At 72.3% G+C, this 24,852-nt stretch carries 24 protein-coding genes; 11 read left to right on the plus strand and 13 right to left on the minus strand.

Features of this window, described 5'->3' with window-relative positions; translation table 11 throughout:
• Positions 1-284 precede the first annotated feature (284 nt).
• From IE275_RS07260 to IE275_RS07295, 8 genes are all read left to right on the plus strand, one after another.
• Positions 285-1,355 (plus strand): M4 family metallopeptidase, encoded by a 1,071-nt coding sequence (locus IE275_RS07260; protein ID WP_189708886.1) that lies wholly within the window; start codon positions 285-287, stop codon positions 1,353-1,355.
• A gap of 21 nt (positions 1,356-1,376) precedes the next feature.
• A complete protein-coding gene (locus IE275_RS07265) occupies positions 1,377-1,643 on the plus strand; it encodes a protealysin inhibitor emfourin (RefSeq protein ID WP_189708888.1) in 267 nt (88 codons plus the stop codon).
• A 58-nt stretch (positions 1,644-1,701) separates the two neighbouring features.
• Positions 1,702-3,024 carry a GH1 family beta-glucosidase gene (locus IE275_RS07270; protein ID WP_189708890.1) on the plus strand — a complete coding sequence of 441 codons (1,323 nt, stop codon included), beginning with the start codon at positions 1,702-1,704 and terminating at the stop codon, positions 3,022-3,024.
• Positions 3,021-4,280 (plus strand): MFS transporter, encoded by a 1,260-nt coding sequence (locus tag IE275_RS07275; RefSeq protein ID WP_189708892.1) that lies wholly within the window; start codon positions 3,021-3,023, stop codon positions 4,278-4,280. Before IE275_RS07270 ends, IE275_RS07275 begins: the two co-directional genes overlap by 4 nt.
• 173 nt (positions 4,281-4,453) lie before the next feature.
• On the plus strand, positions 4,454-4,864 hold the full coding sequence (locus tag IE275_RS07280) for a hypothetical protein (protein WP_189708894.1): 411 nt from the start codon (positions 4,454-4,456) through the stop codon (positions 4,862-4,864).
• A 95-nt stretch (positions 4,865-4,959) separates the two neighbouring features.
• A complete protein-coding gene (locus IE275_RS07285) occupies positions 4,960-5,727 on the plus strand; it encodes an ATP-binding cassette domain-containing protein (protein ID WP_229870148.1) in 768 nt (255 codons plus the stop codon).
• Positions 5,724-7,040: a hypothetical protein gene (locus IE275_RS07290; protein ID WP_189708896.1), complete on the plus strand. Its 1,317-nt coding sequence runs from the start codon at positions 5,724-5,726 to the stop codon at positions 7,038-7,040. The genes IE275_RS07285 and IE275_RS07290 overlap by 4 nt, the downstream gene beginning before the upstream one ends.
• Before the next feature lie 14 nt (positions 7,041-7,054).
• Entirely contained in the window at positions 7,055-7,711 is a 657-nt protein-coding gene (locus IE275_RS07295; RefSeq protein ID WP_189708898.1) for a hypothetical protein, read from the plus strand.
• 55 nt (positions 7,712-7,766) lie between these two features.
• On the opposite strand, the gene era is transcribed toward IE275_RS07295, so the two are convergent.
• Positions 7,767-8,720 (minus strand): GTPase Era, encoded by a 954-nt coding sequence (era, locus tag IE275_RS07300; protein WP_189708900.1) that lies wholly within the window; start codon positions 8,718-8,720, stop codon positions 7,767-7,769.
• A 173-nt stretch (positions 8,721-8,893) separates the two neighbouring features.
• On the opposite strand from era, the gene IE275_RS07305 reads away from it, so the two are divergent.
• Both IE275_RS07305 and IE275_RS07310 read left to right on the plus strand, forming a co-directional pair.
• Complete coding sequence (locus IE275_RS07305) at positions 8,894-10,207, plus strand: ammonium transporter (protein ID WP_189708902.1); 1,314 nt, start codon at positions 8,894-8,896, stop codon at positions 10,205-10,207.
• Positions 10,204-10,542, plus strand: coding sequence for a P-II family nitrogen regulator (locus tag IE275_RS07310; protein WP_189708904.1), 339 nt, complete (start codon positions 10,204-10,206; stop codon positions 10,540-10,542). Before IE275_RS07305 ends, IE275_RS07310 begins: the two co-directional genes overlap by 4 nt.
• Here the strand turns inward: IE275_RS07310 and IE275_RS07315 are convergent.
• The 11 genes from IE275_RS07315 to IE275_RS07365 form a co-directional block, all read right to left on the minus strand.
• Entirely contained in the window at positions 10,539-11,600 is a 1,062-nt protein-coding gene (locus IE275_RS07315; protein ID WP_189708906.1) for a WxL protein peptidoglycan domain-containing protein, read from the minus strand. The two genes, IE275_RS07310 and IE275_RS07315, sit on opposite strands and share 4 nt — an antisense overlap.
• Before the next feature lie 93 nt (positions 11,601-11,693).
• Entirely contained in the window at positions 11,694-13,022 is a 1,329-nt protein-coding gene (locus IE275_RS07320; protein WP_189708908.1) for a beta-xylosidase, read from the minus strand.
• Between the two features lie 172 nt (positions 13,023-13,194).
• Positions 13,195-13,671 carry a hypothetical protein gene (locus IE275_RS07325; protein ID WP_189708910.1) on the minus strand — a complete coding sequence of 159 codons (477 nt, stop codon included), beginning with the start codon at positions 13,669-13,671 and terminating at the stop codon, positions 13,195-13,197.
• 194 nt (positions 13,672-13,865) lie between these two features.
• A complete protein-coding gene (locus IE275_RS07330; protein ID WP_189708912.1) occupies positions 13,866-14,219 on the minus strand; it encodes a cytidine deaminase in 354 nt (117 codons plus the stop codon).
• Positions 14,220-14,256: 37 nt separating this feature from the next.
• Positions 14,257-14,616, minus strand: coding sequence for an MmcQ/YjbR family DNA-binding protein (locus tag IE275_RS07335; RefSeq protein ID WP_189708914.1), 360 nt, complete (start codon positions 14,614-14,616; stop codon positions 14,257-14,259).
• A gap of 28 nt (positions 14,617-14,644) precedes the next feature.
• A complete protein-coding gene (locus IE275_RS07340; protein ID WP_189708916.1) occupies positions 14,645-15,949 on the minus strand; it encodes a hemolysin family protein in 1,305 nt (434 codons plus the stop codon).
• The gene (ybeY, locus tag IE275_RS07345; protein WP_189708918.1) at positions 15,946-16,443 is read right to left on the minus strand and encodes an rRNA maturation RNase YbeY; all 498 of its coding nucleotides are present in this window, start codon (positions 16,441-16,443) and stop codon (positions 15,946-15,948) included. The genes IE275_RS07340 and ybeY overlap by 4 nt, the downstream gene beginning before the upstream one ends.
• Before the next feature lie 13 nt (positions 16,444-16,456).
• Positions 16,457-17,515, minus strand: coding sequence for a PhoH family protein (locus IE275_RS07350; RefSeq protein ID WP_189708920.1), 1,059 nt, complete (start codon positions 17,513-17,515; stop codon positions 16,457-16,459).
• A 139-nt stretch (positions 17,516-17,654) separates the two neighbouring features.
• Positions 17,655-18,812: a carbohydrate kinase family protein gene (locus IE275_RS07355; RefSeq protein WP_189708922.1), complete on the minus strand. Its 1,158-nt coding sequence runs from the start codon at positions 18,810-18,812 to the stop codon at positions 17,655-17,657.
• A 117-nt stretch (positions 18,813-18,929) separates the two neighbouring features.
• Positions 18,930-20,231 (minus strand): glucarate dehydratase family protein, encoded by a 1,302-nt coding sequence (locus IE275_RS07360; protein ID WP_189708924.1) that lies wholly within the window; start codon positions 20,229-20,231, stop codon positions 18,930-18,932.
• Positions 20,228-21,175 (minus strand): 5-dehydro-4-deoxyglucarate dehydratase, encoded by a 948-nt coding sequence (locus IE275_RS07365; RefSeq protein ID WP_189708926.1) that lies wholly within the window; start codon positions 21,173-21,175, stop codon positions 20,228-20,230. The genes IE275_RS07360 and IE275_RS07365 overlap by 4 nt, the downstream gene beginning before the upstream one ends.
• A gap of 103 nt (positions 21,176-21,278) precedes the next feature.
• On the opposite strand from IE275_RS07365, the gene IE275_RS07370 reads away from it, so the two are divergent.
• Entirely contained in the window at positions 21,279-22,061 is a 783-nt protein-coding gene (locus IE275_RS07370) for an IclR family transcriptional regulator (protein WP_189708928.1), read from the plus strand.
• Positions 22,062-22,214: 153 nt separating this feature from the next.
• Here IE275_RS07370 and IE275_RS07375 read toward each other — a convergent pair whose 3' ends face one another.
• Positions 22,215-24,800 carry an immunoglobulin I-set domain protein gene (locus tag IE275_RS07375; protein WP_189708930.1) on the minus strand — a complete coding sequence of 862 codons (2,586 nt, stop codon included), beginning with the start codon at positions 24,798-24,800 and terminating at the stop codon, positions 22,215-22,217.
• Positions 24,801-24,852: the final 52 nt, after the last annotated feature.

A 24,852-nucleotide genomic window follows, 5' to 3' on the forward strand; every position in this document is an offset into this window, starting at 1 on the left:
AACACGAAGCTCCGCGGGGAGGGAGTCGACCTGGCTTACAGGCCCTCGCCGCGGCAGCTAAGGAGAAGCAGCCCGAAACGCATAGTGCTCCGCACTCTAGCCGAGCCGCCTGTGCCGCGCGGGTCCGTATCAGTATGCGGGACCGTCGTGAGCAACCCCAGCAAAAGGGGCAAAACGTGTGCCATACCACTCGGCCCGGCGAATCGGGTCCCTATGTCACCGTTTTTCACCAATCATGGTTGCGGGTGGTGACAGCGGGATAACACAGTGCAAGGGTGCCGGGCATGACGACGCACGGGGGCTTCGAGCCCGTCTTCTGCACGGTCGTTCCGCCGCATGTCCTGGACAGGCTGGCCAGGAACGACGACCCCGCACTCTCCGGTCCCGCCCGGCGCACCCTGGTGCGGGACAGCGAACTGCGCGCCAGGCGCCGGGTGACCACCGAGTTCAGCCTGGCGGCGGCCCCGGCGGTGAAGGCACCGTCGGACCAGCCGCTGCGCACCATCTACGACGCCGGGCACGGCACGGAACTGCCCGGCACCGAGGTCCGCGCCGAGGGCCGGGACCCCGGCCAGGACGCCACCGTCAACCGCGCCTATTCCGGGCTCGGCGCCACCTTCGACCTGTTCCTCAAGGCCTACCGGCGCCACTCGATCGACGGCGACGGACTGCCGCTGGACGCCACGGTCCACTACGACGAGGGCTACAACAACGCCTTCTGGAACGGCGAACAGATGGTGTTCGGGGACGGCGACGGCGAGATCTTCGTCGACTTCACCAACTCCATCGACGTCATCGGCCACGAGCTGACCCACGGCGTCACCCAGTACACGGCCAACCTGACCTACTACGGCCAGCCGGGCGCCCTCAACGAGTCGATGTCCGACGTCTTCGGCGCGCTCATCAAGCAGTACTCGCTCGGCCAGACGGCCGCCGAGGCCGACTGGCTGATCGGCGCCGGGATCCTCGCCCCGGACGTCACCGGCACCGCCCTGCGCTCCATGAAGGCCCCGGGCACCGCGTACGACGACGACGTCCTCGGCAAGGACCCGCAGCCCGCGACCATGGACGACTACGTCCGCACCGGCCGCGACAACGGCGGCGTCCACATCAACTCCGGCATCCCCAACCACGCGTTCTACCTGGCCGCCACCGCCCTCGGCGGCTACGCCTGGGAGAAGGCGGGCCTGATCTGGTACGACGTCCTGACCGGCGGCGAACTCTCCCCGAAGGCGTTCTTCACCGACTTCGCCGGGCTCACCGTCAAGGCCGCCCGCGAGCGCTTCGGCGACGGCGGGGACGAGTTCCAGGCCGTGGAGAAGGCCTGGGAGCAGGTGGGGGTGCGGATCCTGTAGTTCCGTACTACACAGAGACCCATGCGGATTCAGGTGAGGCGCACGGGCGGGTTCGCGGGCATCGAGCGGCACGCCGAGGTGGACACCTCGGGGCGGGCCGACGCGCCCGAGTGGCACGCCCTGGCCGAGCGGGTGCTCTCCGCCGGCCGGGGCGCGCCCCCGGCCGGCGTCCCGGACGGCTTCAGCTACGAGATCACGGTGGACGGCAGGGCGGTGTACGCGGCCGACCCCCGGCTCACCGAGGACCAGCGGAGGCTGGTGTCCAGGGTGCTCAAGGAAGGGGCGTAACTTCCGGTTCGCGCTTGGGCGTTGACTTCCTTACCAGCCGGTAAGGATGATCCCGCCCATGGCGACTGATCCGCGTGACGCGACGAACCCGATCCCCCGGTTCCCGGCCGGCTTCCTGTGGGGTGTGTCCACCTCCGCCCATCAGATCGAGGGTGCGGTGGACGAGCGCGAGCCGTCCGTGTGGGACACCTTCACCGCCGAGCCGGGACGGGTGAAGGACGGCTCGACCGCGGCGGTGGCCTGCGACCACTACCACCGCTACCGCGAGGACGTGGCGCTGCTGGCGGGCCTGGGCGTGGACGCGTACCGCTTCTCGATCTCGTGGCCCCGGGTGATGTCCCCCGGCGGTCTCGACTTCTACGACCGGCTGGTGGACGAACTGGGCGCGGCGGGCGTCCGCCCGGTGCCCACCCTCTTCCACTGGGACCTGCCGGCCGGCCTGGACTGGCTGGAGCGGGACACCGCGTCCCGGTTCGCCGACCACGTGTCCGTCGTCGTGGACCGCCTCGGCGACCGGGTGAACAAGTGGATCACTCTCAACGAGCCCGCCGAGCACACCCTCCTGGGCCATGCGCTCGGCACCCACGCCCCCGGCAGGCAGCTCCTCTTCGACGCGCTCCCGGTCGCCCACCACCAGCTCCTGGCCCACGGTCTCGCGGTACGGGCCCTGCGCGCGGCCGGTGCCGCGGACATCGGGGTCGCCAACTCCCACGGCCCGACCTGGCCCGCCTCGAAGGAGCCGGCCGACCTGGAGGCGGCGGCTTTCTACGACGTCCTGCTGAACCGCCTGTTCGCCGAGCCGCTGCTGCTGGGCGAGTACCCGGAGGGCCTGGGCGAGCTGATGCCGGGGGACGTGGCGTCCGACCTGAAGGTGATCTCCGAGCCCCTCGACTGGTACGGCGTCAACTACTACGCGCCGACCCGGGTGGGCGCCCCGCAGGGCACCGAGATCGAGTTCGGCGGGATCACCATGCCGGCCGAACTCCCCTTCTCCGTTCGGGAGATCGAGGGCGTACCGGTCACCGACTTCGGCTGGCCGGTGGTCCCCGAGGGCCTCACGGAGCTCCTGACGACCTTCAAGGACCGCTACGGCGACCGGCTCCCGCCGGTGGTGATCACCGAGAACGGCTGCTCCTACGAGGGGCTGGACGACCAGCAGCGGATCGCCTACCTGGACGGCCACATCCGCGCCCTGCACCGTGCGGTGCAGGCGGGCGTCGACGTCCGCGGCTACTTCGTCTGGTCGCTGCTGGACAACTTCGAGTGGGCGGAGGGCTACGCGCGCCGCTTCGGCCTGGTCCACGTCGACTTCGCGACGCAGGCGCGGACCCCGAAGGCGTCGTACGCCTGGCTGGCGGACGTGCTGCGGGCACAGGGATGACGACGGCGGACCGGCTCCCGGCCCACGCGCTGGCCGAGCCCGTCGAACGGGTGGGCCGGGGCTGGACGTCGGCCCTGTCACTGGCCAACGGGGCGATCTGGGTGGGCTGGTACGGCCCGCTCCAGATCCTGCTGGCCTCCCAGGCCGAGGACTTCGCGCCCGGCTCCGGCATGTCCAAGGAGACGATGCTGGCCTGGGTGACGGGAGTGGGCGCGGCGGTGTCGCTGGCCGCGAACCCGGTCTTCGGCGCCCTGTCCGACCGTACGACGTCCCGGCGGGGCCGGCGGACGCCGTGGATCGTGGCCGGGGCGGCGGGCGGGGCGCTGTCGTTGCTGCTGCTCGCGGGCGCCCGCGGGGTGTGGACGATGGCGCTTGGCTGGTGCCTGGTCCAGCTGACCCTGAACGCGGCCTTCGCGGCCGTCACGGCGGCCGTGCCGGACCGGGTGCCCCGGCTCCAGCGCGGCTCGGTGGGCGGCTGGCTGGGGGCCGCCCAGGTGCTGGGCGTGGTCGGCGGGACGGGCCTCGCCACGGCCGCCGGGGGCATCGGGGCGGGGTATGCGGCGTGCGCGGCGTTCACGGCGCTGGGTGTGCTGCCGTACGTGCTGCGCCACGAGGATCTGCGGCTGGCGGTGGAGGACCGGCCCCCGTGGTCCCGGCGGGGCTTCCTGAGGGGCTTCTGGCTCAGCCCGCGCACCTACCCGGACCTGGGGTGGGCCTGGCTGACCCGGTTCCTGATGAACCTGAGCAACGCGCTGGTGCTGCTCTACCTCCTGTACTACCTGCGCGACCGCCTCCACTACGACGACCCCGACGAGGGCGTGCTGATCCTGACCGCCGTCAACGGGCTGACGCTGCTCGCCACCGTCGTCGTCGGGGGCGCCTGGTCGGACCGGACGGGCCGGCGCAAACCGTTCGTGATCTGGTCGGGCGTGCTGATGGCGGTGGCGACGGCCATGCTCGCCGTCTGGCAGACCTGGCCGGGCGCGATCGTCGCGGCGGCGGTCCTGGGCATCGGCTTCGGCGTGTTCACCTCCGTGGACTTCGCCCTGATGACGGACGTCCTTCCGAAGGCCCTGGACCGGGGCAAGGACCTCGGCGTGATCAACGTGGCCAACGCCCTGCCCCAGGTCGCGGCACCGGCCCTCGCCGCGCCGATCGTGACGTATCTCGGCGGCTACCGGGTGCTGTACCTGGTGGCGGCGGTGATCGGGCTCGCCGGGGCGGTGCTGGTGGGGCGGATCCGCGGCGTGGAGTGAGGGCGGACGACAGCGGGAGGAAAGCCGGGTGAAAGATTTACGAAAGCTGCGATGGTAAATCGCGATCGAGGGTTCCGTGAGCTTCCGCACAGACAGGTGACAGTCGGCACACATAGTGTGACCGGCGACCAATTGGTCCTGAACAGGGGGAAGTTCACGTGCAGAATCGTCTGATGACGTTCAAGCGCAAGTCTGCCGTGGTGGCCGCGGTGGCCGCCTTCGCGGTGGCCGTTCCGACCGTCAGCGCGCTGGCGGCGGAGATCAACGGCAGCCGTTTGCCCTTCGCGATCGCCACGGCTGGCAGTGCCGAGGACAGCAACCGCTGGTCCGGCCCGGGCTCCGGCCACGTCAAGGCGTGCGGCGATGTCCCGGTCAACGACACGCGGACGTTCACCGCCTCCGTCTGGCGGGACATCTCGTGGTCTCCCGACAGCCAGATCACCACGGCGTCCCGCAGCTACTCGCAGGGCTACGGCTGCGGCGCGTACAAGGGCACCAGCACGTCCAACAAGTACTACACGAAGGTGAGCTGGGCCGCCGTCCCGGGCAGCCGCGGCGTCGGTTTCGCGGCCGCCGAGAACTGATCCGGCCACCACGGTTCACCGGCCGGGGCGCCCCGGCCGGTGAACCGGTAGAAGAGACGCACAGAAGAAACCGCACCGACGGAACCAGGAACACCGTGTCCCTTGGCAACGACCCCGCCGCAGTCGCGGCGGTCGAGCAGGTCACTGTCCGCTACGGCTCCCTGACGGCCCTCGACGGGGTCTCGCTCGGCTTCCCGACCGGCGTGACCGGGCTGCTCGGGCCCAACGGGGCCGGCAAGAGCACCCTGCTGTCCCTGCTCAGCACCGCCAACCGCCCGGACGAGGGCACCGTCACCCTGCTGGGCGAGACGGTCGGCGCCGGCGGCCGCAGAGCCGTGCGCTCGGTGCGCGAGCGGATCGGCGTACTCCCGCAGTCCTTCGGCCACTACCCGCGCTTCACCGCCCTGGAGTTCGTCGAGTACGCCGCCTGGCTGCGCAAGGTCCCCTCGCGCGAGCGCCGGGACCGGGCCCGTGAGGCGCTGCGCCAGGTCGCCATGGAGAAGCACGCCGGCCGGCGGATGGGGGACCTCTCCGGCGGCATGCTGCGCCGCGTCGGCATCGCCCAGGCCATGGTCAACCGGCCCGCGCTGGTACTGCTCGACGAGCCGACCGTCGGCCTCGACCCGGCCCAGCGCGTCGGCTTCCGCGATCTCATCAAGGGACTCGGGGAACACTCCGCCGTCGTGATGAGCACCCACCTCGCCGAGGACGTCGCCCACACCTGCGACCGGATCTCGGTGCTGCTGGAGGGCCGGGTCCGCTTCACCGGCACCCTGGCCGAACTCTGCGCGCTGCCCGGCGAGGACGGCACCGTGGAGTCGGGCTATCTGCACCTGGTCGGCCCCGAGGGGGCCGTGCTGTGATCCGCATGCTGTGGACCGAGATGCGGCGCGGCGAGTCCCGGTGGATCGCCGCCCTGATGACACTGATCGGCGCCTGGTACTTCCTCGGCGAGGACGCCGCGACCAGCGACTGGATCGGCTGGTGGACGCAGAGCTCCGTCGAGGTCCAGATCTTCGCCGTGATGGTGATGGGCCCGCTGGTGAGCACCGGCGCCGCCTGGACCGCGGGCCGCGTGCGCCGCCACCGCACCCTGGCCTGGGCGGAGACGACCGCCCGCAGCGGCTGGGAGCAGAGCGTCATGGTCTGGCTCTCCGCCATGGCGTGGGCGCTGCCCGTGTACGCGCTCTTCACCGCCATGGCCTTCTCCCGCACCGCCGGGGTCAGCGCGGTCACCGCGCCCGTGTGGTCGCCGCTGCTGACCGGCGCGGCCATGGTCGGCCTCCAGACCGCGGTCGGGGTCGTCGTCGGCGTCCTGTCGCCGTCCCGGATCGCCGTCCCCTTCGTCGGCCTCGGCTGGTACGCCACGCTGGTGGGCATCGCGCTGCTCTCCGACGAGCGGTCGGCGCTGCCCTGGGCGCTGGTGCCGGCGCTCGACGTGCACTGGGACATGGCGTTCCAGCCGAACAGCGGCCGGCTGCTGACCGCCGCCGTGTGGTGCCTGGCCTGCGGCCTGCTGGTCCTGGCCCTGCCGGGCCTGCTGCGCGGACGGGCCGTGCGCCCCGCCCTTCGCATCCTGCTGCCGGTGGCGCTGGCGGCGGTCGTCGCCGCCGGGGCGCTGTTCTCCTTCCGCGCCCCGCTGCCCGAGCTGTACTGGGCCGTGCGGACCCCGCAGCCCCAGCGGCCGGTGTGCGCCGTCGAGGGCGGCACCAAGGCCTGTCTGTGGCCCGACGACCGGCATCTGCTGCCCGAGGTCCGCATCGCGCTGCGCCGGGTCGAGCGCACCGTCGGCACCGTGCCCGGCCTGACGCGCACCTACTACGAGCGCGGGCTCGGCACACCGTCCGGGGCCGCGCCGACCGCCGAACTGCCCGTGTACACCCCGGGGATCGACCGGGAGGGGCTGACCCAGGACATGCTCGCCGCGTCCCTGCCGCAGCCGCCGCTGAACTGCGCGCCGCATCTGATGAAGGAGATCGGGGACTACCCGGACACCTTCCTCTTCGAGGCCGTGGTCCGCAGCCGCGCGCAGGTCCAGAACAGCTACTGGAGCGACGAGTTCGCCGCCGCGCTGGACCGCTTCCTGAAGACGCCCGTGACCGAGCAGGACCGCTGGCTGGCGGCCGCCGCCGACGACATCCGGTCCTGCCGCCCCGTCCCCGCGCCGCCGCGGTGAAGGGCCCCGACGGCGTGAAGCGCGTGTTCGCGTACTCCCCCGCGTCACCGGGACTGCGCGCGCTCCTCGGCTACGCCCGCAGCCGCAACGTGCCGCGCGCCGCACTGGTCGCGCTGGTCGTGGCGCTCGCCGCCACGGTGTACGCCGGGCAGCAGGTGCCGCTGCCCCAGCTGCGTCAGCTGACGGACTACAGCGTGCCGTTGGCGGCCGTGGTGCCCGTGGTGCACGCGGTGGTGCTGGCCACCACGACGTTCTCGCCGATGGCCGACCTGGAGCACACGGCCGCGCAGCCGATGCACCGGCACCGGGCGGTGCAGATGGCCGCCGTGCTGGTGTACGCGACGCTGCTGGCCGTGCTGCCGATGGCGGCCGGGGCGTCCGCGGAGGTCACCGTGGCCGCCGTCCGCAATGTCGCGGGGTATCTCGGGCTCGCCATGATCGGCGCCCGGCTGTTCGGCAGCGGGCTGGCCTGGCTGCCGCCGCTGGCGGTGTTCGGGCCCACGCTGCTGGCCGGGGTGCGGTGGGACAACACGCCGGAGCCCTGGGCGTGGTCCATCCACGGCCCGCACAGCGTCCCGGCCGCCGTGACGGCGACCGTGCTGTGCGCGGTGGGCCTGGTCCTGGCGGCCACGACGACACCACGCCGCGCGGAACGCGACGAGCAGGGCTGACGGCGGGGGGCGGCGACCGCTGACGGCGGGGGGCCGGCCCCCCGCCGTCGGTGCCTCAGAATCCCAGCTTGCGCAGCTGCTTGGGGTCGCGCTGCCAGTCCTTGGCGACCTTCACATGCAGGTCGAGGAAGACGGGCGTGCCGAGCAGCGCCTCGATCTGCTTGCGGGACTTGATGCCCACGTCCTTCAGCCGCTTGCCCTTGGGGCCGATGATGATGCCCTTCTGGCTGGGCCGCTCGATGTAGATGTTGGCGTGGATGTCGAGCAGCGGCCGCTCCGCGGGGCGGTCCTCACGCGGCAGCATCTCCTCGACGACGACGGCGATGGAGTGCGGCAGCTCGTCCCGGACGCCCTCCAGCGCGGCCTCGCGGATCAGCTCGGCCACCATCACCTGCTCGGGCTCGTCCGTGAGGTCGCCCTCGGGGTACAGGGCGGGGCTCTCCGGGAGCATCGGGACGAGCAGGTCCGCCAGCAGCTCGACCTGCTGGTCGCCGACCGCCGAGACCGGCACGATCTCCGCCCATTCGAAGCCCAGCTCCTTGCCGAGCTGGTCGATCGCGATGAGCTGCTCGGCGAGCGTCTTGGAGTCCACGAGGTCGGTCTTCGTCACGACCGCGACCTTCGGCGTCCGCTTGATCCCGGCCAGCTCCTTGGCGATGAACCGGTCGCCGGGGCCCAGCTTCTCGTTGGCCGGCAGGCAGAAGCCGATCACGTCGACCTCGGCCCAGGTGGTGCGCACGACGTCGTTCAGCCGCTCGCCCAGGAGGGTGCGCGGCTTGTGCAGCCCCGGCGTGTCCACCAGGATCAGCTGCGCGTCCGGCCGGTGCACGATGCCCCGCACCGTGTGCCGGGTGGTCTGGGGGCGGTTGGAGGTGATCGCCACCTTCTTCCCGACCAGAGCGTTCGTGAGGGTGGACTTACCCGCGTTGGGGCGGCCCACGAAGCAGGCGAAGCCGGCACGGTGCAGGGTCCCGGCCGGCTGCTCGGATGACTGGTTACGAACGCTCATGCCGCCCATTCTCCCTGATCCACCAACCCCTGCCGTACACACGAGCGCCCCCACTTGTCACCGTGAGCTTCCGGAAACCCGGACGCAACGAAACGTCACCGAAACACACCCGTACGCAACCGGAAACTCCCACCGGTGAATCTCTGACGAGCCCCCACCCCGTTGGAGACCCCGTGACGACTCTCGCCGCCGCACGCGTCGACACCGGCGACACCGCCTGGCTGCTCGCCGCCACCGCCCTCGTCCTGCTGATGACCCCGGGTCTGGCGCTGTTCTACGGCGGTATGGTCCGCACGAAGAGCGTCCTGAACATGCTCATGATGAGCTTTGTGTCGATCGCCCTGGTCACGGTGGTCTGGCTGGCCGCCGGCTACTCCCTGGCCTTCGGCGACGACGCGTTCGGCGGCCTGATCGGCACCCTGGACCACGCCGGGATGGCGGGACTCGGACCGGACAGCGTCCGGGGCACGGTCCCCACCCTGCTCTTCGCCACCTTCCAGCTGACCTTCGCGATCATCACGGCCGCCCTGGTCACCGGCGCGATCGCGGACCGGGCGAAGTTCGCGGCCTGGCTGGTCTTCGTGCCCGTCTGGGCGCTCCTGGTATACGTTCCCGTCGCCCACTGGGTCTGGGGCCCCGGCGGCTGGATCCTGACGGAACTGGGCGCCCTCGACTTCGCGGGCGGCCTCCCCGTCGAGATCGTCTCGGGCGCCTCGGGACTGGCGTTGTGCCTGGTCCTCGGCCCGCGGCTGGGCTTCAAGAAGGACGCGATGCGTCCGCACAACCTGCCCATGGTGATGCTGGGCGCCGGCCTTCTCTGGTTCGGCTGGTTCGGCTTCAACGCGGGCTCGGCGCTCGGCGCGAACGGCCTCGCCGCCGCCGCGTTCCTCAACACCCTCGCCGCCGGCAGCACCGGCCTGCTGGGCTGGCTCTTCGTCGAGCAGCGGCGCGACGGCCACCCGACCACGCTCGGCGCGGCGTCCGGCGCGGTCGCGGGCCTGGTCGCCATCACCCCGTCCTGCGGCTCGGTCTCCCTGCTGGGCGCGCTGGCCGTCGGGCTCGCCGCCGGTGTCGTCTGCTCGTACGCCGTGGGCTGGAAGTTCCGGCTGAACTACGACGACTCCCTCGACGTCGTCGGCGTCCATCTCGTCGGCGGTGTGATCGGCACGCTGCTCATCGGCGTCTTCGCGGTCGAGGAGATGACCGGCGGCCCCGAGGGCCTCCTGTACGGCGGCGGTCTCACCCAGCTCGGCAGGCAGCTGGCGGCCGTGGTCGTCGTGGCGGTCTACGCCTTCGGGGTCACGTACGGCATCGGCAGGCTGCTGGACCGCACGATCGGTTTCCGGGCGGACGAGGAGCACGAGCACACCGGCCTGGACCTTACGGTGCACGCCGAGACCGCATACGATCACGGCGTCCTGGGCCACGGCGCCCCGGTCAGCGCGTCCGTCCTGCCCTCCGCCCAGAAGGTCAAGCCCCAGGAATGAAGCTCATCACCGCGATCGTCAAGCCCTACCGCCTCGACGAGGTCAAGACGGCCCTTCAGGAGCTGGGTGTGCACGGCCTGACCGTGACCGAGGCCAGCGGTTACGGCCGCCAGCGCGGCCACACCGAGGTGTACCGGGGCGCCGAGTACCAGGTCGACCTCGTGCCCAAGGTCCGGATCGAGGTCGTCGTCGAGGACGCGGCCTCCGACGCCGTGATCGACGCGATCGTCCGCGCCGCCCACACCGGCAAGATCGGCGACGGCAAGGTCTGGGCCCTGCCGGTCGAGACCGTCGTACGGGTGCGGACGGGCGAGCGCGGGCCGGACGCGCTCTAGGCTCCGCCGGAAGCGCGGGTCGTCGTCCGCGGGTCCGCTGTGGCTGGTCGCGCCCCGCGGCGGAGCCGCAGAATGTCGGCGCCCCGCGTCCCTTCGGGGCGCGGCCGCACCGCACCCTTCCTGGCTCGGTGCCGCCTGATCAGCAGCCATGCCCCGGCGGCGAGGCCGGTCGCCACGACCGCCGTCACCAGCCACGGCACCGCGACGAAGGACGTACTCGCCGACTCCTTCGTGTCCTTGGCGCTGGCCGTCAGCTTCACGTCCGCCCAGTCGAGTTGGGGTGCGCCCTGCCAATGCTCGGTGAGGCGGACGCGCTGCCCGGGCAGCAGTTCCGAGGGGACCTTCGTCAGGTCGCGCGACAACAGGGTCCGGCCGAACAGGCCTCGCGCCTTCAGTTCCACCTTCGGGTCGAGGGTGACGTTCCCGGTGTTGTGCAGGGTGTAGGAGATCGTCGCCGTGCTGTCGCCGAGGCCGGGCACGAGCGGCTGGTGGTGGCTGATCCGGACGTCCTCCACGGCCAGCGCGGGCAGGGTGGGCCCGCCGACCTGGAGGTAGACGCGGGCCCCGACGGCCCGCTGCACACCGAGCGCGACCCCGCCGCCGCCCTCCTCGACCCGCTCGTCCAGGGCCACGATCGCCCCGGGATGGTCGCCGGGCTCGGCGTCCTCGGGTACCCGGATGGTGACCGGCACGGTGACCTTCCCGCGGGCCGGCACGGTGATCCGGTCCTTCGCGGGCTTCGCCCACGCGCCCACGCCGCGCATCCGCTCCCCCACCGACCGGACGGCGAACCCGCCGTCGCGCGCGGTGTTGTAGGCGTCGGCGGCGTACAGCCGGAAGGTGAGCGGTTCGCCGGTCCGGTTGGCGACGACGACCTTGTCCTCGATCGTCTGCCCGGGATCGGCGGTGACGTAGAAGTACGGCCGTGCGGCGACGGCCGTGGAGACGGGGTAGACGGACCAGCTGCCGTTGTCGGCGGCCCGGGCGGGCGCGGCGAACGGCAGAGACAGGAGAAGGGGCAGGAGAAGGGGCAGGAGGAGGACGTACGGCTTGCGCATGGGTGCGGACCCCCCGCGGGCGTCAGGGCACGGCGGGGTGGACGGGCGGGTGCGGACCCGCGGGGCGGGCGCCCGGCCACCGGTGGACGTGGATCAGGTGAGCGTGAGGGTCAGGACGCCGGAGTACGTGCCCGGAGGCGTGAACGCCGGTACGTCGAGGGAGAGGCGGGCGTCCGTGGTGAACTCGCCGCCGGTGAGCGTGCCGTCGGGGGTGGACGCGAGGGTCGCCCCCGCGCTGCCGACGGTGCCGGCCGACCCGGCCTGGCAGGTGCTGGGGCTGCCCGCCTTGGTCGAGCACTGCGGTGTCCAGCTCAGCTTCCCGCCGTCGATCTTGGCGCCGGGGCCGCTGAAGTCGGTGACCTTGCCGGTCAGGGACCAGCCCGCGGGTCCGCCGCGGAAGTCCTTGACGGTCACCGTGCGCAGATCACCGGTGGCGGCCCCGCCCTGGCCGAAGTCGACGGCCGACAGCTGGACCGCGTCCCCGGCCTGGGACATCGACAGGGTGCCGGCCTTCACGGTGGCCGTCAGTTTCTGACTGCCCTCGGGTACGGGCTGGTCGTCGAGGACGATGTACGCGACGGGCCCGGCGCCCAGGTCCGAGCTCCACGCGCCGCCCTCGTACGCCACCACACCGGTCGTGGTGAGGTCGTTGACGACGAGCGAGCCCGAGACGGCTCCCTGCGCGTTCGCGGTCACGGTCGCGGTGTCCGCGGTCTGGGTGGTCCCGGACCGTCCGGCCAGGGTGACCGTGGCGCCCGGCGTGAAGCCGGTGCCGGTGACCGTGACGCTCGCGCCCGGGCTGCCGGAGGCCGAACCCAGGCTGATGGCGCGGGTGTTGGCCGGCGGGTTGTCCGCGGCGGTGACCGTCTCGGACACCGGGGCGGGCGGGTTGGTCACCGTGCAGGGGGTGTCCAGTTCCAGGATGTAGCTGGTGTGGATGTTGTAGTCGCCGGGCGAGAGGGTGATCGCGCCGGGGGTGGTGACCGTGAAGGTGCCGGTCATGGAGAACGACGGGAAGACGCCCTTGCCGGGCACCGGGTCGTTCTTCTTCGGTCCCGCGACGGTGACGCTGCCGGTCTGCGCGCCGCCGAGGGTGACCTTGCCCGTCGGCGTCATGATGTCGGCCGGCAGGGCCAGGTCGGTGGGGTTGCTGGCGGCGGGCGCGACCACCGTGTAGGTCACGGTGACGGTGTCGCCGACCTTGGGGCCGGCGTTGTCCACCGTGATCTTCGCGGTGGTGGTGCCGTCGATCGGCGGGATGCCCGCGATCGGCGGCGGGACACAGTGCGTGGGGAAGTCCACGTTCACCGACGCGGCGCCGGCCGGGACCGCCAGCGCTCCGCCCGCGGTGACCGCGAGCGCGGTCGCCCCGAGCAGCGACGCCCAGCGCCGTCTCCGGGATCTTCGGGGTGTCGAACCCATGGTGCCCCCTCCTCAAGGGTGTGGGCGCAGCGGCTCTTCTGCGCCGACAGGGGGCATTGAGATGCGGATCGGACGAGAAGTCAATGGACGTGGCGATGTCAACTGATGGACCGTCAGCTTCCTGCTCCCGCAAAGAAACTGACGGCCCGTCGGCACTTTTCCCTCAGGGTTTTCAGTCGAACACGAACGGTCCCGGAGCCTGCGGCCCGGTCGCCGTACAGGTGACGGTGATCCCGAAGACGACCATCTTCAGCGAGCCGCCGTTGATGTCCAGACTGTCACCGGAGGCCACGGTCCCGCTGAGCGGCCCGACCGTGATCGGGGCGCCGGTGGCCATGGCGGGGTTCACGGCGCCGGTGAAGACCCGGGCGGCACCGGTCGAGTTCGCCATCGTGAGCGTGGAGCTGATGCTGTTCGCACTGATCGGGATCGGCGCGGTGATCGCCGTGGACGAGAGCTTGAGGGTGGCGGAGGTACCGCTCTGGGTGGCCTCGAGGGTGGCCGCACCGCCGCCGAACAGACCGCAGCTCGCGGTGAAGGTCGCCGTCGTCGGTGCGACGGCCAGGGCGGAGGGTGCGAACGCCAGCCCGGTGACCGCGAGGGCCCCGGCCAGCAGTGCCGCACCTGATCCGATTCGCTTGCCTCTCATGGGGAGTTCCGGCTCCTTTACGGGTGTGGGGAGACGGACGGCCGGACCGAACGGGACGAGTGGGTGCGGACACCGGTCCCGGTGGGGGGTGGATCTGACGGTCCGTCGGATTTTACGGTTCCATTGATGCGTGGGGGGCGGAAGCACGGCAAGGTGGAAAACCGGCCGAAGTGACGGCTCCGCCCCCGGGCGCGTCAGCCCGCGGAGACGGTGAGCCGTACGGTCCCGTCCGCGGCGGCGAGAAGCACCGGCGTCCCGGGTCCCCCCAGGTCCGCGACAGCGGCCCGGTCCGGCTCGGAGACGCCCTCGGCCTCGGTCACGACCGCCGCCGCCTCCAGCGACTTCGCCCCCGAGGCCACCGCCATCGCCACCGCCGTCCGCAGCGCGCTCAGTTTCAGCGACGGCAGATCGACCGTCCCGGCGACATACGTACGTCCCGTGTCGTCCCGTACGGCGGCCCCCTCGGGCACACCGTTGCGCGCCCGCGCGGAACGGGCCAGGGTGACGATCTTGCGGTCCTCGGGGTCGAGCGCGTTGCTGTCGGTCATGTGCCGAGCATACGGACCCCGGCCGGCGGACCCCTGATCAGGACCGGTCGAGCCGGAGCCGCTCGGCCCGGGGCAGCCCGGCCACCACCAGGTCGTAGGAGTCCTCGATCAGCTCACGGACCAGACGGTCGGGGAGGTCGCCGTCGACCGTCACCGTGTTCCAGTGCCGCTTGTTCATGTGGTAGCCGGGGGCGATCAGAGCGGGGTGCTCGGCGCGCAGCCGGACCGCGTCCTCGGGGTCGCACTTGAGGTTGACCTTCAGGGGCCGCTCGCCCGTCCAGCTGAGCGCGAACATCTTGCCCAGCACCTTGAACACGGAGATCTCCGGCCGGAACGGGAAGTCCTCCACGACCGCGTTGAACGACAGGCAGAAGGCGCGCAGCTCCTGAGGGGTCACTCCGTCACTCCGTCACTCCATCACTCCGTCACTCCGGTTTCCGCTCCTCCGGCGGGCCCGCCGGGGCCAGCGGCTCCACCAGCACCGTCACGATCTTGTTCCGGCGGCCGGCGGCCGCCTCCGCCGTCAGCCGCAGGGACCGCCCGTCGGGCAGCTCGACCACGCTGGACGCCCCGGCGATGGGGACCCGGCCCAGGGCCTTGGCGAGCAGTCCGCCGACGGTCTCCACGTCCTCGTCGTCGTACTCCTCCAGGCCGTACAGCTCGCCGAGGTCGGTGATGTCGAGGCGGGCGGTGACCCGGTGGCGGTCGTCGCCCAGCTCCTCCACCGGCGGCAGCTCACGGTCGTACTCGTCGGTGATCTCTCCGACGATCTCCTCGAGGATGTCCTCGATGGTGACGATGCCGGCCGTGCCGCCGTACTCGTCGATGACGACGGCGACGTGGTTGCGCTCCTGCTGCATCTCGCGCAGCAGGTCACCGGCGTTCTTGGTGTCGGGGACGAAGGCGGCGGGCCGCATGGCCGTCGACACCAGGTCGGACTCGGCGTCCCGGCTGATGTGCGTCTTGCGGACCAGGTCCTTCAGGTACACGATCCCGACGATGTCGTCCTCGCTCTCGCCGGTCACGGGTATCCGCGAGAAGCCGGAGCGCAGGGCGAGGGTCAGGGCCTGGCGGATGGTCTTGTAGCGCTCGATGACGATCAGGTCGGTGCGCGGGACCATCACCTCACGCACGAGGGTGTCGCCCAGCTCGAAGACCGAGTGCACCATCCGGCGCTCGTCGTCCTCGATCAGCGACTCCTTCTCGGCGAGGTCGACCAGCGCCCGCAGCTCCGCCTCGGAGGCGAACGGGCCGCGCCGGAAGCCCTTGCCGGGGGTGAGCGCGTTGCCGATGAGGATCAGCAGCGAGGGGATCGGGCCCATGATCCGCGCCAGCGGCAGCAGGACGTACGCGGCCGCCGTCGCCGTGTTCAGCGGGTGCTGGCGGCCGATGGTGCGCGGCGAGACCCCGACGGCGACGTACGACACGAGGACCATGACACCGATCGCGGCGAGCAGGGCCGGGGCCGTGTCGTCGATCTCCTGGAGACAGGCGTAGGTGACCAGCGCCGCGGCCGCCATCTCGCAGGCCACCCGGACCAGCAGGGCCACGTTCAGGTAGCGGGTGGGGTCGGCGGCGATCTGCGCCAGCTTGGCGCTGCCGCGCCGGCCGGACCGTACGGCCTCCTCGGCGCGGAAGCTGGAGACGCGCGCGAGGCCCGCCTCCGCACAGGCGGCGAGCCACGCGACGACGACCAGCGCGATCGCGCCGGAGACGAGGGTGGGGCTCATGAGACGGTCGGAGCCGGGGACGGGCCGGTCAGGCCCTTCTCCGCGCGCCAGCCGTCCACGATGGCCGCCTGGAGGCCGAACATCTCGGCCTTCTCGTCCGGCTCCTCGTGGTCGTAGCCCAGCAGGTGCAGCACGCCGTGGACGGTGAGCAGCTGGAGCTCCTCGTCCATGGAGTGCTGCGTCGGCGCCTCCTTGCCCTGCCGCTCGGCGACCTCGGGGCAGAGCACGATGTCACCGAGGAGGCCCTGCGGGGGCTCGTCGTCGTCCTTCGACGGCGGACGCAGTTCGTCCATCGGGAAGGACATGACGTCCGTCGGCCCCGGCAGGTCCATCCACTGGATGTGCAGCTGCTCCATGGCGTCGGCGTCCACGACGATCACCGAGAGCTCGGAGAGCGGGTGGATGCGCATCCGCGCCAGCGCGTAGCGGGCGATGTCGAGGATCGCCTGCTCGTCGACCTCGGTTCCGGACTCGTTGTTGACGTCGATCGACATGGTGCTGGTTCGTCTACTTCCGCTTGGTGCGGCCGCCCTTGTGGGTGCCGTTCTCCGTACCGTTCTCGCTGTCGTACTTCTCGTACGCGTCGACGATACGGCCGACCAGCTTGTGCCGGACGACATCCTGGGACGACAGCCGGGAGAAGTGGACGTCGTCGAGGCCTTCCAGGATGTCCTGGACCTGACGCAGACCGGACTTGGTGCCGTTCGGCAGGTCGACCTGGGTCACGTCGCCCGTGATCACGATCTTCGAGTCGAAGCCGAGCCGGGTGAGGAACATCTTCATCTGCTCGGGGCTCGTGTTCTGGGCCTCGTCCAGGATGATGAAGGCGTCGTTGAGCGTCCGACCGCGCATGTACGCCAGCGGCGCGACCTCGATCGTGCCCGCGGCCATGAGCCTCGGGATCGAGTCGGGGTCGAGCATGTCGTGCAGCGCGTCGTACAGCGGGCGCAGGTAGGGGTCGATCTTCTCGTAGAGGGTGCCGGGCAGGAAGCCGAGCCGCTCGCCCGCCTCGACCGCCGGGCGGGTCAGGATGATGCGGTTGACCTGCTTGGCCTGTAGGGCCTGGACCGCCTTGGCCATCGCCAGGTACGTCTTGCCGGTGCCGGCCGGGCCGATGCCGAAGACGATCGTGTGCTTGTCGATCGCGTCGACGTACCGCTTCTGGTTGAGGGTCTTGGGGCGGATGGTGCGGCCGCGCGAGGACAGGATGTTCTGTGTCAGTACCTCGGCCGGGGTCTCCTGGCCGTCACTGGTCCCGTTCTCACTCGCCCGCAGCATGGCGATCGAGCGTTCCACTGCGTCCTCCGTCATCGGCTGCCCGGTGCGGAGCACCAGCATCATCTCGTCGAACAGGCGCTGTATGAGGGCGACTTCCCGCGGGTCGCCGACCGCGCTGATCTCATTGCCCCGGACGTGGATGTCGGCCGCCGGGAAAGCCGTCTCGATCACGCGCAGAAGGGAGTCGCCGGATCCCAGCACGGTCACCATGGGGTGCTGGGCGGGAACGGTGAACCGTGCTCTCGCCTTGCCCTGCGCGGGCGTCTGAGCTGTGGGTGTCTGAGTCATAGGCCGGCCCGAGGGCCTCTACGTCCTCCCGGATGCGTCTCGCCTGCCACGAGGGCGGCCTGGCGAGTTCAAGGGTACGCCAGGGCACTGACAACGCCGTAGGGCTTTTCCGGGGGCGGAGGGACGGGGCCGACGCCCCCTAGGCGGAGCGGCGGAAGCCGATCGTCGGGACCGCCCGGCGCAGGGGCCAGGGGGCGGTCTCCTGCGGCGGTACCCGGCCCTCCAGGAACGCGTACCGGCGCAGCGCCTCGGGGTCCTGGCCCTCGACCGACTGCACCTTGCGCCACCAGGCGCCGATCTCGGACCAGCCGGGTGCGGAGAGCGAGCCGCCGAACTCCTGGACGGAGAGCGCGGCGGTGAGCCCGGCGAAGGCGAGGCGGTCGGCGAGCGGCCAGCCGGCCAGGGTGCCGGTGACGAAACCGGCCACGAAGACGTCCCCGGCGCCGGTGGGGTCGAGGGCCTCGACGGCGATCGCCGGGACCTCGGCGGTCTCGCCCGTGCGCCCGTCCACGGCGTACGCGCCCTGCGCGCCGAGCGTCACGACGGCGAGCGGTACGTGCTCGGTGAGGGCGCGGGCGGCGGCGCGGGGGCAGTCGGTGCGCGTGTAGCGCATGGCCTCCTCGGCGTTCGGCAGGAACGCCTCGCAGTGCGCCAGGTCGGGGAGGCCGGCCAGGTCCCAGGCGCCGGTGTCGTCCCATCCGACGTCGGCGAAGACGCGGGTGCCGCGGCCGGCGGCCCGGGCGATCCAGGGGTCGCGTCTGCCGGGGGTGAGGGAGGCGACGGCGGCGCGGGCGGGCGGCGGGCTGGCGGGGGTGCCGTCCTGGACGAGCACGGCCTCCGGGGGCGGTTCGTGCCCGTGGGAGACCATGGTGCGCTCGCCCTCGTAGGCCATGGAGACGGTGACCGGGGAGTGCCAGCCGGGCACGGTGCGCGAGGTCGTCAGGTCGATGCCCTCGCCCTGTTCGAGGGCGTCCCAGCAGTACTCGCCGTAGTGGTCGTCGCCGAACGCGGCCGCGAGGGAGGTGCGCAGGCCGAGCCGGGCCAGGGCGGTGGCCATGTTGGCGACGCCGCCGGGGCTGGACCCCATCCCGCGTGCCCAGGACTCGGTCCCGCGCACCGGGGCGGAGTCGAGCCCGGTGAAGACGATGTCCAGGAAGACCGTGCCGGTGAGGTAGACGTCCCAGGGCGGGTCGCCGGGGGCGCGCAGGGCGGCCAGGGGGTCGACCCGGTCGGCCCGGGCGGCCCGGCGGGTCCGGCGGTGGTGTCCCTCTCCGGTGGACGCGGTGGACGCGGTCACGAGACGCTCCCTGACGTGGTGCGGATCTGGCCAGTGTGCACCACGCCACCGACAACACGCCGTGCGTCCCGTGCGAACCACCCCCGTGCCGGGGAGCACCGGGGGCGGCGCGCGCCCTCACCAGCGGGGAACGGCCGGGGTGACCCAGTCGGGGTCGGCGACGCGCATCGCCGCCGCGTCGTCGCGGTCACGCAGCGTGCCGTCGTCGTCCAGCCAGCGCCGGTGCAGCGTCCGCAGCTTCTCGGGGTCGAGCGTGACGCCGAGGCCGGGCGCGTCGGAGACGGTCGTGCGGCCGCCCTCGAACGTCAGCCGCTCGGTGAGCACGTCCTCCGACTGCCAGGGGTAGTGGGAGTCGCAGGCGTGGTGGAGGCCGGGGACGGTGGAGGCGACGTGGGTCATCGCGGCCAGGCTGATCCCCAGGTGGGTGTTGGAGTGCATGGACACGCCGACGCCGAACGTCCGGCAGATCGCGGCGAGTTGCTGGGTGTTGCGCAGCCCGCCCCAGTAGTGGTGGTCGGAGAGGACGACCTGTACGGCACCCTGGGCGAACGCCTCCGGGATCTCGGCGAAGGTCGTCACGCACATGTTGGTGGCGAGCGGCACGTCGGTCGCGGCGGCCACCTCGGCCATGGCGGCGGTGCCGAGCGCGGGGTCCTCCAGGTACTCCAGGACGTCGCCCAGTTCCCGGGCCACCCGCAGCGAGGTCGGGACGGACCAGGCCCCGTTCGGGTCGAGGCGCAGCGGATGCCCGGGGAACGCCTCGGCCAGCGCGCGGACGGCGGCGATCTCCTCGTCCGGCGGGAAGACCCCGCCCTTGAGCTTGAAGGAGGTGAAGCCGTACCGCTGCGTGAAGCGCCGGGCCTGCTCGACGATCCCGGCCGGGTCGAGGGCGGCACCCCAGTCGTCCTTCTCGCAGGGCACGCCCTCGGGGTGGTCGGCCCTCTTGTAGAAGAGGTACGCGCTGTACTCGACGGTGTCGCGCACCTTGCCGCCGAGCAGCGCGTGCACGGGCAGGCCGAGCGTCTTGCCGAGGGCGTCGAGGCAGGCGACCTCGAAGGCGGAGAGGACGGACAGCCGCAGCTTGTCGGCGCTCTGGACGCCGCGCAGCCCGCCGACGTCGACCTGTCCGGAGATCCGGGCCCGGTCGACGGCCAGCTCCTCCGCGACCGTGGACAGCCCGTTCAGGTCGCTCACCCGGCGGCCCTTCAGCCGCTGCGCGAACGGCCCGGCCAGCTCCAGGTACTTGGCGTCGCCGTAGGTCTCGCCGATGCCGGTGGTGCCGTCGGAGGTGACCACCTCGACGATCAGCCGGGGGGTGTACGGCTGGTGCACGCCCTGTGTGTTGAGCAGCGGCGGGTCGGCGACCAGGATCGGGGTCAGCCGGACGTCGGCGACGGTCGGGTTCGCGGTGTCGTTCACAGGGCGGCTCCTACGAGGGCGAGTCCGGTGGCGAGCAGGGTCTTCAGGTCGGCGAGGTCGGCGGCCGACGGGTCGGTGAGCGGGGCGCGGACCGGGCCGACGGGGGCGCCGCGCAGCCGGGCGGCGGCCTTCACCAGGGACACGCCGTACCCGGGCACCCGGTCGCGGAGTTCGACGAGCGGGACGTAGAAGTCGCGCAGCAGTGTGTCGAGGGTGCCCCGGTCGCCGTCGTTCAGTGCGGCGAAGAAGGCGTTCGCGATCTCGGGGGCGAAGGCGTGGACGGCGGAGGAGTAGGCGGGGACGCCGACGGTGGCGTAGGCGCGGGCCTGGATCTCGGCGGTGGCGGCGCCGTTGAAGAAGAGGAAGTCCGCGGGGGCGGCGAGGGTGAGGCGCTGGAGGCGGTCGAGGTCGCTGTGGCCGTCCTTGAGGCCGATGACGGTGGGGAGGGCGGCGACCCGCTTCAGGGAGGCCGCCGTGAGGGCGACCTGGCCGCGCTGGTAGGCGATGAGCGGCAGCCGGGTGCCGGCGGCGATCCGTTCCAGCTGGGCGACGAGGCCGTCCTGGGGGGCGGCGACGAGGTAGTGCGGGAGGACCAGGAGGGCGTCGGCGCCCTCCTCCTCGGCGATCCGGGCGAAGCGCAGGGCCTGTGCCCAGCCGTAGCCGGTGCCGGCGACGACGGGGACGCGGCCGGCCGTCTCCCGGACCGTGATCCGTACGACCTGCCGGTACTCGTCCTCGTCGAGGGAGAAGAACTCGCCGGTGCCGCAGGCGGGGAAGACGGCGCCGGGCGCGGCGGCGAGCCGGTCGGCGAGGTGGGCGCGGAAGCCGTCGGGGTCGAGTGCGCCGTCCTCGCGAAAGCTGGTGAGCGGGAAGGACAGGACGCCTGACGCCATGCCCTCCCTCAGTCGCCGGACCGTGTCGGTGTCGAGGCTCACCTCGGTCATCTCCCATCTCCCCATGTAGATGTTGTCCACGTATGGAAATGGAGGTTAGATACACGAACGTCGAGCGTCAACAGTCCGGGCCGTCCCGCTTTACGATCGGCACATGTCGGAGACAGGCGGTGTCCGTGAGGTGAAGTCGGCCGCGCGCACGGTCGAGCTGCTGGAGCTGCTGGCGGCGCGCGGCGACCGTCCGGCCCGGCTCCAGGAGCTGGCGGACGAGCTGGGCGTGCCGCGCAGCTCGATGTACGCGCTGCTCCAGACCCTGATCGGCCGGGGATGGGTCCGCACGGACGTCACCGGCTCCCTCTACGGCATCGGCATCCACGCCCTGCTGACCGGCACCAGCTACCTCGACTCCGACCCGCGCGTCCGGCTGGTCCGGCCGTATCTCGACGAGGCGTCCCAGTCGCTGGGCGAGACGGTCCACCTGGGGCGGCTGGACGGGCGGGACGTGGCGTACCTGGCGACCCGGGAGTCCCACGAGTACTTGCGCACGATCAGCCGCGTCGGCCGCCGGCTCCCCGCGCACGTCGGCGCGCTCGGCAAGGCCCTGCTGGCCGAACGGCCCGACGGGGAGCTGCCCGAGGGGCCGTACGAGGCGCTGACCCCGAGGTCGCACACCAGCCGCGCGTCGCTGCTCGCCGATCTGGCCGGGGTGCGCTCGCGCGGCTACTCCGTGGACCGCGAGGAGGGGGTCACCGGCATCGTCGGCTTCGGCTTCGCGCTGCGCTACGACCGTCCCGCCCAGGACGCCATCAGCTGCTCGGTGCCGGTGGCCCGGCTGACGCCGGAGCACGAGGAGCGGATCGTCGCCGTGATGCGCGAGGTCAGGACCGGGATCGAGGCGACGGCACCGGGGGCCGGCGGGGGCGCGGACTGGCGCTAGCGGGACACGCCCGAGCCCGCCTCGCCCGAAGCGGGCGGGCGGGCCCGGGAAGCACCGTCGACGGCTAGGGCCTGTCGTTTGGATCAGGTCGGCTATGCGTGACGGTGCCTTGTCGCCACCCCGCGGCGCGCGGCATGATCCAAACGACAGGCCCTAGGAGACGTCCTCCCTCACGTGTGCGGCGCGGCGGCGGACGTACCAGCCCGCCGCCGTGAGCAGGAGGGCCAGGCCCGCCGCCGTGCCGACCGTGGCGCCGGTTGCGGCGAGACTGCCGGGGCCGGTGGTGGTCGTACCGGTGCCGCCGGTGGCGGAGCCGGACGTGCCGGAGGCCGAGCCGGACGTGGATCCGGACGTCGAGCCGCCGGTGGTGGTGCCGCCGTCCGTACCGCCGTCCGTACCGCCGGTGTCACCGTCGTCGTCGGTGTCCACCGGGTCCTGGCCGACGAAGGCGACCGGGACCTTCACGTCCTGGGAGCGGTCGCCGGACAGGGTGTGGTCGGCGCGGGTGGCCAGCACGCAGGTGGCCCGGAAGCAGTCGGTGAACTCGTCCTCGGCGTCCACGGTCAGCTCGACCTCGAAGGTGCCGCCGTCGCCGTACGGGGTCGCCAGTTCCTCGCCGTAGTCCGGCGGGTTCGAGGAGATCCACGCCGAGCTGTGCGAGGCACCGGTCATGTCGACGCCTCCGACGCACGGGGTGGGCAGTTCGCCCTCGCCGTTGTCGACGCACAGGGCGACGTAGATGCCCTTCTCCTCGTCGTAGCCGGAGCCGGTGATCTTCAGGACCTGGTCCTCGGTGGCGAGGTGGTTGACCGGGGTGACGGTGAGCTTCTGGCCCTGCGCACCGGTGACGGTCCTCGTGCCGGACGGGGTCTCGTCGCCGCCGTCGCCGTCGCCGCCGTCGTCGCCGGCCTCCTCGACCGTCAGGGTGAACTCCGTGCTGCGGGTCGTTCCGGCCGCGTTGGCGAAGACCACGCGGTAGCGGTAGCCGTCGTGCGCGGCGCGCGCGGTGAAGGAGTACGTGTTCCGCGTGGCGCCCGTGACGGTGGACCAGGTCTGGCCGCCGTCGGGGCTGACCTCCCAGGTCAGGGTCGGTACCGGGGTGCCCTCGGCCGCCGCGACGAAGGTGACCTCGTCGCCGGCGCGGACGGTCCGGTCGGTGGGGGTCTGGGTGACCTTCGGGGAGACCCGCCGGTCGTACTTCAGGACCTTGCTCTCGCTGCCGTCGGTCAGATAGACCGTGCCGCCGCCCGGGGCGACCGCGACGCCCGCGTAGGCGTTGACGCGGTTGCCCGGCAGGGACGCCGGGGTGGACGCCGGCCGGAAGGTGCCGCTGTCGTACACCTCCAGCAGGCCCTTCTGGTCGGCGCCGTCGGCCTCGTTGCCGTAGTCCTCGCGCAGGACGAAGGCCTGGTGGGAGGTGGCGTCGAAGGCGATCGCCGTGGGCATGTCGGTGCCCTTCAGCTCGGCCAGGGACGTTCCGTCCTTGTCGAACACGTGCACCGAGTGGCCGGAGCCCACCCAGACGTTGCCGGTCGCCGGGTCCACCGCGGTGACATAGGCGGGCCCCGCGGCCAGGTCGAGGGTGGCGGTGAGGTCCAGGGCCGTGCCGCCGGCGGTGCTCAGCCGGAACAGCTTGCCGTTGACGGCGTCGGACACCCAGGCGAGGCCTCGGGCGGGGTCCGTGCCGAGGTGGCCGCCTCCGCTGGGCAGTGTGGTCGTCCGGACGGTCTTCCCGGTGGCGTACTCGATCTCGGAGATCACCGCGCCCTGGGCGATCAGAATCGTCCGGTCCGTGGTGCCGGGGCCGGTGCCGGTGATGGTGCCGCCGGCCGGCCAGACGCCGGTCGCCGCGGTGTCGCCGGCCTTGGCGACGCCGATGCCGCGCACCGGGTACTGGAAGACGACACCGTCGTCCGGCAGTGCCTTGACGAGGCGCTGGACGACCCGCTGGGCGAGGGTCCCGGTGGTGCCGGGCGCCTGCGGGACGTAGCCGAGCGCCGTTCCGTCGGCGGGGTCCAGGGCGTACAGGCCCGACTCGTTGACGGTTCCGGTGTCGACCGTGTTGCCGGAACCGACGTACAGCTTCCCGGAGTCGGGGTGCAGCAGCAGGGCCAGCGGCATGCCGGCGGCGGTGAACTCGGCCGCGCGCACATAGCTCACGGTGCCCGGCGGCACGTCCTCGCCCTCGCCGCCGTCCCCGTCGCCGGGTTCCTGGCCCTCGAAGGTCACGGGGATCCGGACGTCCTGGGAGCGGTCGCCGGTGCCGTTGTGGTCGACGCGGGTGACGACCGAGCAGGCGACCTCGGTGCAGTCCAGGCCGTTGTCCTCGGCCTCGACCGCCAGGTCGACGTCGAAGGTGCCGCCCGCGCCCCAGACCTCGGCGACCCCGGCGGGTGCCTCGGTGGAGCCCGCCGGGACGATCCACTTCGAGGCGCCGCTGCCCCCGGTCTGGTCGGCACCGCCGAGGCAGGGGCTGGGGATGCGGTTGTCGCCGTTGTCCTTGCAGAGAGCGACGTAGACGCCCTTGGTGACGTCGTAGCCCTCGCCGGTGACCCGCAGGGTCTCGCCGTCCGGGTCGAGGCGGGCGGAGGCGGAGACGGAGAGCTTCTGGCCCTGCGCGCCGAGGGCCGTCCTCGGCGTGTCGGCGGCCTGCGCGGCCGGACCCACCGTGAGCGCCGTGGCCGCGGCGGCCACCAGGGCGACGGCGCCGAGCAGCGCCGCCGGGCGTCTGTGCTGCATGGGAGTGTTCCTCACTGGTCGCGTGCCCGCGACGCGCCGCCGAACGCCGCGG

Origin of the sequence: Streptomyces phaeofaciens, from assembly GCF_014648915.1 — a bacterium.
In the GTDB taxonomy this organism is placed as follows: domain Bacteria; phylum Actinomycetota; class Actinomycetes; order Streptomycetales; family Streptomycetaceae; genus Streptomyces; species Streptomyces phaeofaciens.

Coding starts and splice junctions, on each gene's coding strand:
- IE275_RS07265 (WP_189708888.1), top strand. CDS start 1,377: ATGCGGATTCAGGTGAGGCGCACGGGCGGGTTCGCGGGCATCGAGCGG.
- IE275_RS07375 (WP_189708930.1), bottom strand. CDS start 24,800: ATGCAGCACAGACGCCCGGCGGCGCTGCTCGGCGCCGTCGCCCTGGTG.
- IE275_RS07330 (WP_189708912.1), bottom strand. CDS start 14,219: ATGACCGACAGCAACGCGCTCGACCCCGAGGACCGCAAGATCGTCACC.
- ybeY (WP_189708918.1), bottom strand. CDS start 16,443: ATGTCGATCGACGTCAACAACGAGTCCGGAACCGAGGTCGACGAGCAG.
- IE275_RS07325 (WP_189708910.1), bottom strand. CDS start 13,671: ATGAGAGGCAAGCGAATCGGATCAGGTGCGGCACTGCTGGCCGGGGCC.
- IE275_RS07270 (WP_189708890.1), top strand. CDS start 1,702: ATGGCGACTGATCCGCGTGACGCGACGAACCCGATCCCCCGGTTCCCG.
- IE275_RS07310 (WP_189708904.1), top strand. CDS start 10,204: ATGAAGCTCATCACCGCGATCGTCAAGCCCTACCGCCTCGACGAGGTC.
- IE275_RS07315 (WP_189708906.1), bottom strand. CDS start 11,600: ATGCGCAAGCCGTACGTCCTCCTCCTGCCCCTTCTCCTGCCCCTTCTC.
- IE275_RS07340 (WP_189708916.1), bottom strand. CDS start 15,949: ATGAGCCCCACCCTCGTCTCCGGCGCGATCGCGCTGGTCGTCGTCGCG.
- era (WP_189708900.1), bottom strand. CDS start 8,720: ATGAGCGTTCGTAACCAGTCATCCGAGCAGCCGGCCGGGACCCTGCAC.
- IE275_RS07365 (WP_189708926.1), bottom strand. CDS start 21,175: ATGACCGAGGTGAGCCTCGACACCGACACGGTCCGGCGACTGAGGGAG.
- IE275_RS07275 (WP_189708892.1), top strand. CDS start 3,021: ATGACGACGGCGGACCGGCTCCCGGCCCACGCGCTGGCCGAGCCCGTC.
- IE275_RS07260 (WP_189708886.1), top strand. CDS start 285: ATGACGACGCACGGGGGCTTCGAGCCCGTCTTCTGCACGGTCGTTCCG.
- IE275_RS07320 (WP_189708908.1), bottom strand. CDS start 13,022: ATGGGTTCGACACCCCGAAGATCCCGGAGACGGCGCTGGGCGTCGCTG.
- IE275_RS07350 (WP_189708920.1), bottom strand. CDS start 17,515: ATGACTCAGACACCCACAGCTCAGACGCCCGCGCAGGGCAAGGCGAGA.
- IE275_RS07280 (WP_189708894.1), top strand. CDS start 4,454: ATGACGTTCAAGCGCAAGTCTGCCGTGGTGGCCGCGGTGGCCGCCTTC.
- IE275_RS07370 (WP_189708928.1), top strand. CDS start 21,279: ATGTCGGAGACAGGCGGTGTCCGTGAGGTGAAGTCGGCCGCGCGCACG.